The organism is uncultured Oscillibacter sp. (assembly GCF_910584465.1).
Classification (GTDB): domain Bacteria; phylum Bacillota; class Clostridia; order Oscillospirales; family Oscillospiraceae; genus Oscillibacter.
In genome coordinates this window covers 1-4,770 of sequence record NZ_CAJUBK010000106.1, presented here as the reverse complement: position 1 = coordinate 4,770, position 4,770 = coordinate 1, and the positions used below count along the sequence as shown (strand labels likewise).

Here is a 4,770-nt window from a genome sequence, read left to right as displayed (position 1 = left end):
CACTTCTCGTCCATCGCCGGCGCGGGCCCCATCACCGGCCCCATCGGCGCCGCCGGCTTCGGCTGGCTGGCCTGCACGCTGTGGATCTTGATCGGCGGCATCTTCTTCGGCGGCGTCCATGACTTCGGCGCCCTGTTCGCCTCCGTCCGCCACGACGGCAAGTCCATCGGCGAGATCATCTCCACCAACATGAGCAAGCGGGCCAAGATGCTGTTCCTGATCTTCGCCTATCTGACTCTGATCCTGGTGGTGGCGGCCTTCGCCTCCATCGTGGCCGGCACCTTCGGCGCCACCTTCACCGAGTCCGGCGCCGTGGACTACGCCGCCTCCGAGGCCAACGCCCGGGTCGCCATGGTCTCCTTGCTGTTCATCGCCATCGCCATCGTCTTCGGCTTCCTGGTGTACCGCCGGAACGCCCCCATGGGCGTGGCCAGCGTCATCGGCGTCATCGCCATCGTGGTGATCATCGCCATCGGCATGAACTTCCATCCCATCTACCTGAGCAAGGACGCCTGGATGTGGATCTGCGGCATCTACATCGCCATCGCCTCCGTCACCCCGGTGTGGATCCTGCTCCAGCCCCGCGACTACCTGAGCTCCTTCCTGCTGTACGCCATGCTGGCCCTGGCCGTGGTGGCGGTCGTCCTGGCCCGGCCCGACATGGGCAGCATGGCCGTGGTCAACACCTTCGTGGAGACCAACCCCGAGACCCACGCGGGCAACCCCATCTTCCCCGTGCTCTTCACCACCATCGCCTGCGGCGCGATCTCCGGCTTCCACTCGCTGGTCTCCTCCGGCACCACCTCCAAGCAGCTGGATAAAGAGACCGACGCGAAGCCCATCGCTTACGGCGGCATGCTCCTGGAGTGCGTGCTGGCCATCCTGACCCTGTGCGCCGTGGCCTATGCCTACAGCTGGAACGCCGCCAACCCCGATGCCAAGCTGGCGGGCGCGACGGCCATCTTCGGCGGCGGCCTGGCCCACATGATCGACGACACCATCCCCGGCACCTACAGCATCCTGTACACCCTGCTGGTGCTGACCTACTCCGCCTTCTGCCTGACCTCCCTGGACACCGCCACCCGTCTGGCCCGGTTCATGTTCCAGGAGTTCTGGCTGGATTCCAGCAAGGGCGAGACCCCGGAGAACGTCACCGGCTACAAGAAGGTCCTCTCCAACATGTACGTGTCCACCGGCATCACCGTGGTGCTGGGCGTGCTGCTGGGCCTGAACGGCTATGAGAAGATCTGGGCGCTGTTCGGCTCCGCCAACCAGCTGCTGGCGGGCCTGGGCCTGCTGGCCGTGGCCACCTGGCTGGGCAACATCGGCAAGAACAACAAGATGTTCCTGTTCCCCATGGGCTTCATGATCATCGTGACCATCTGCTCGCTGCTGGTGAACACCAAGAACCAGATCGCCGTGATCTCCGCCGGCGGCGCGGACTGGGGCCCCTATGTCCAGGCCATCCTGGGCGTCCTGCTAGTGGTCCTGGCGGTGATCCTGGCCATCGAGGGCATCAGCACCATCATGCATCCCAAGAAGAAGCAGAAGGCGTAACACGTCCCCGCGGAGTTTTGCCAGTCTCCGCGCGGCTTGGATGTCTCTTGCACGGAAGGAGGCCCGGCGGACGATCCGCCGGGCCTCCCCATCTGTCCTGTTCGTTCACTCTTGGTCCTTCGCGAGAGCGATCTCATCCAACCGTCCCACGATCCCTCCCCTGGTATAGGTATCCTTTCCTCCGGTAAAGAAGATCAGGCGCAAGTCGCAGAGCATGGCTTTTTCGATCGTCTCACCGTCTTTTCCCGTTGTCATGAAAGGCACCTCCTTATCGATATCATACCGGGTCCCGCCCCTCCGCGCAAGCCGTATTTTCCCCTCCGACGGATTCCCCGCTCTTTCCCCCTCCCCGTTCCTGTAAAATCAGGACAAAGCGGAAGGAGGCGGTCCCATGTATGAGGACAAGCGGGTGCTGCGCCTGGAGGTGGGGTCCATCCGGCCCAATCCCCGCCAGCCCCGGCGGATGTTCGACGAGGCGGGCCTGCGGGAGCTGGCGGCATCCATCCGGCGCCACGGCGTGGTCCAGCCCCTGGTGGTCCGCCGCAGGCCGGACGGCTGGGAGCTGGTGGCGGGGGAGCGGCGGCTCCGGGCGGCCCGCCTCGCCGGGCTGGAGGCGGTGCCCTGCGTGGAGGCGGAGGCGGACGAACAGGAGTCCGCCCTGCTGGCCCTGGTGGAGAACCTCCAGCGGCAGGACCTCCATTATTTCGAGGAGGCGGCGGCCATCGCGGACTACCTCCGCCGGACCGGGGCGACCCAGGAGGAGGCGGCGGCGCAGCTGGGCCGCTCTCCCTCGGCGGTGGCCAACAAGCTGCGGCTGCTGCGGCTGTCCCCGGCGTGCCAGGCCCTGCTGCTGGAGCGCGGGCTGACGGAGCGCCACGCCCGGGCCCTGCTGCGCCTGGAGGACGAGGAGGAGCGGCTGCAGGCCCTGCGCCGGGCGGCGGAGAAGCAGTGGAACGTGGCCCAGACCGAGCAGTACATCGAGCGGCGGCTGGAGGCCCTCCAGGCCACGCCCCCGGCGGGGCGGAGGACCTACGTCCTCAAGGACGTGCGGCTCTTCCTGAACAGCGTGGAACGGGGGCTGCGGATCGTCCGGGAGGCGGGGGTGGACGCCCAGTGCCGGCGGGACGACACCGAGGACGAGATCGTCCTGACGCTGCGGATCCCGCGGCGGCCCAGCCCTTGAAGGGGCCCGGCTTCTTGTTACTGGATTGTAATCTCTTTTTCGGCGCGGATGTGTTAGAATACCCTGAGATAGGAACGGCCCTTTCGTGTGCGGGCCGAAAAGGAGGGGCTTCATGGGACTGCTGACGAATGAAGTCAAACAAACGGACTTGGACCGGGCCGGGGCCAAAAAGGGCGGCGCGGCCCCCATCTTCATCGCCCTGGCCCTGACTGCCGCCATCATGGGCGGGGCCTACGCCGGGCTTTGCGCCTGGGCCGGGTCCCGGACCGTCTTTTATCCCGGGGAGGCCATACGCGGCGTCGCCGTGGGGGGCCTCACGGTGGATCAGGCCGCCAAGACCCTGGCCGCCGCCCTGCCCGGGCAGACCCTCACCGTCTCCACGGCCCAGAAGGCGGAGGAGGAGGGCTGGCCCGGCGAGGCCGGGGACGCCTCGATCTCCCTGGCGGAGCTGGGCTACACGGCGGAGCGCTGCCCCGCCATCGCCCAGCGGCATTTCGCGGACCAGCAGGCCGCCCCCTTCCTCAGCCGGGGCGCCCGGGTCCTCTCCCTCCTCACCGACCGCAGCGAGAGCGGCCTCGCCCCCGAGGACCGGGACGAGGACCTCTTCCAGGCCGGGGTGGCCCGGCTGTCGGAGGATCTGGCGCTGGAGCCCGTGGACGGGAGCTACACCGTCCGGGACGACGAGATCCTGATGACCAAGGAGGCCAACGGCCGCTCCATCGGCCCCCAGGCCCTGGGGGCCGCCCTGGGAGCCGCCGCCGCCGCGGGGGAGTCGGAGGTCCGGGTGGAGTTCACCACCCAACCGGCGCAGCCCCTGTCCATCCAAGAGATCCATGAGGCCGTCTCCGGCGAGATGGTGAACGCCAGATACGACACGGAGTCCGGCACGATCCTCCCGGAGAAGCGGGGCGCTTCCTTCGACACCGTGTCCGCCCAGCGGGTGCTGACCGCCGCCGCCCCCGGCGAGACCGTCTCCGTCCCCGCCGACATCCAGGAGCCGGAGATCACCGCTCAGGAGCTGGAGGCCGTCCTGTTCAAGGACCTGCTGGGGGAATGCACCACCCACGTGGGGGGCACCTCCGCCCGGCTGACCAACGTCCGCCTGGCCTCCGCCGCTTTCGACGGGACGGTGCTCAACAGCGGGGACGTCTTCTCCTACAACGAGACCGTGGGCCAGCGCACCGAGGCCAAGGGCTATAAGGCCGCCCCCGCCTATGTCCAGGGGGAGACCGTGGACGAGATCGGCGGCGGCGTGTGCCAGCCCTCCTCCACGCTGTACTACGCCTGTCTGCTCGCGGACCTGGAGATCACGGAGCGCTATGCCCACCGCTACATCCCCGCCTATATCACACGGGGCATGGACGCCACGGTGTCCTGGGGCGGGCCGGATTACAAGTTCACCAACGACACCAAGTATCCCCTGAAGATCTCCGCCAAATATCAGGACAACTACCTCACCGTCCAGCTCTGGGGCACCAAGAGCGACGACCGGACGGTGAAGATGACCTATGAGACCCTGTCCACCACGCCCTTCCAGGAGGTGGAGCAGCTCGATCCCACCCTGGCCCCCGGCCAGCGGCAGGTGAAGGTGACGCCCTACACGGGCTACAAGGTGAAGACCTACCGGAACATCTTCGACGGCAGCGGGAACCTGCTCTCCAGCGAGGTGGAGGCCATCAGCGACTACAAGTCCCGGGACCGCCTGATCCTGGTAGGGCCGCAGACGCCCGCCGGCGACGGCGAGGTGGAGGCCGGCGTGACCATCCCCGGCGTGCCCGGCGTGCCCACGGAGATCCCCTCTACGCCTGCGGAAGTGCCCGGGACCCCCGTGGAGGGGCCCGGCGCGGAGCCCGGCGCAGGGCCCGGCGGGACGGAGGAGCCCGAGGTCCCCGCCGCCGCCCCGGCGGAGATCCCGGCGGAGCCCTCCACGCCGGAGGAGCCGCCGGACATCGTGGTGATCCCGCCTTCGGAGGAATGATGAGAGGACGGCCTGCGCTTTCGGCGCAGGCCGTCCCAGCCTGGCGAAAACG

At 68.2% G+C, this 4,770-nt stretch carries 4 protein-coding genes; 3 read left to right on the top strand and 1 reads right to left on the bottom strand.

The window, feature by feature from the left end; genetic code table 11:
- A partial coding sequence (locus tag QZ332_RS13155) for a carbon starvation protein A (RefSeq protein ID WP_295766255.1) occupies positions 1-1,557 on the top strand: 1,557 nt, incomplete at its 5' end.
- A 105-nt stretch (positions 1,558-1,662) separates the two neighbouring features.
- Here QZ332_RS13155 and QZ332_RS13150 read toward each other — a convergent pair.
- Positions 1,663-1,812 (bottom strand): hypothetical protein, encoded by a 150-nt coding sequence (locus tag QZ332_RS13150; protein ID WP_295766253.1) that lies wholly within the window; start codon positions 1,810-1,812, stop codon positions 1,663-1,665.
- 136 nt (positions 1,813-1,948) lie between these two features.
- Here QZ332_RS13150 and QZ332_RS13145 point away from each other — a divergent pair, with 136 nt between their 5' ends.
- Together QZ332_RS13145 and QZ332_RS13140 are read left to right on the top strand one after the other, a co-directional pair.
- Entirely contained in the window at positions 1,949-2,740 is a 792-nt protein-coding gene (locus QZ332_RS13145; RefSeq protein ID WP_295766251.1) for a ParB/RepB/Spo0J family partition protein, read from the top strand.
- Between the two features lie 112 nt (positions 2,741-2,852).
- The gene (locus tag QZ332_RS13140; protein WP_295766249.1) at positions 2,853-4,718 is read left to right on the top strand and encodes a VanW family protein; all 1,866 of its coding nucleotides are present in this window, start codon (positions 2,853-2,855) and stop codon (positions 4,716-4,718) included.
- Positions 4,719-4,770 lie beyond the last annotated feature (52 nt).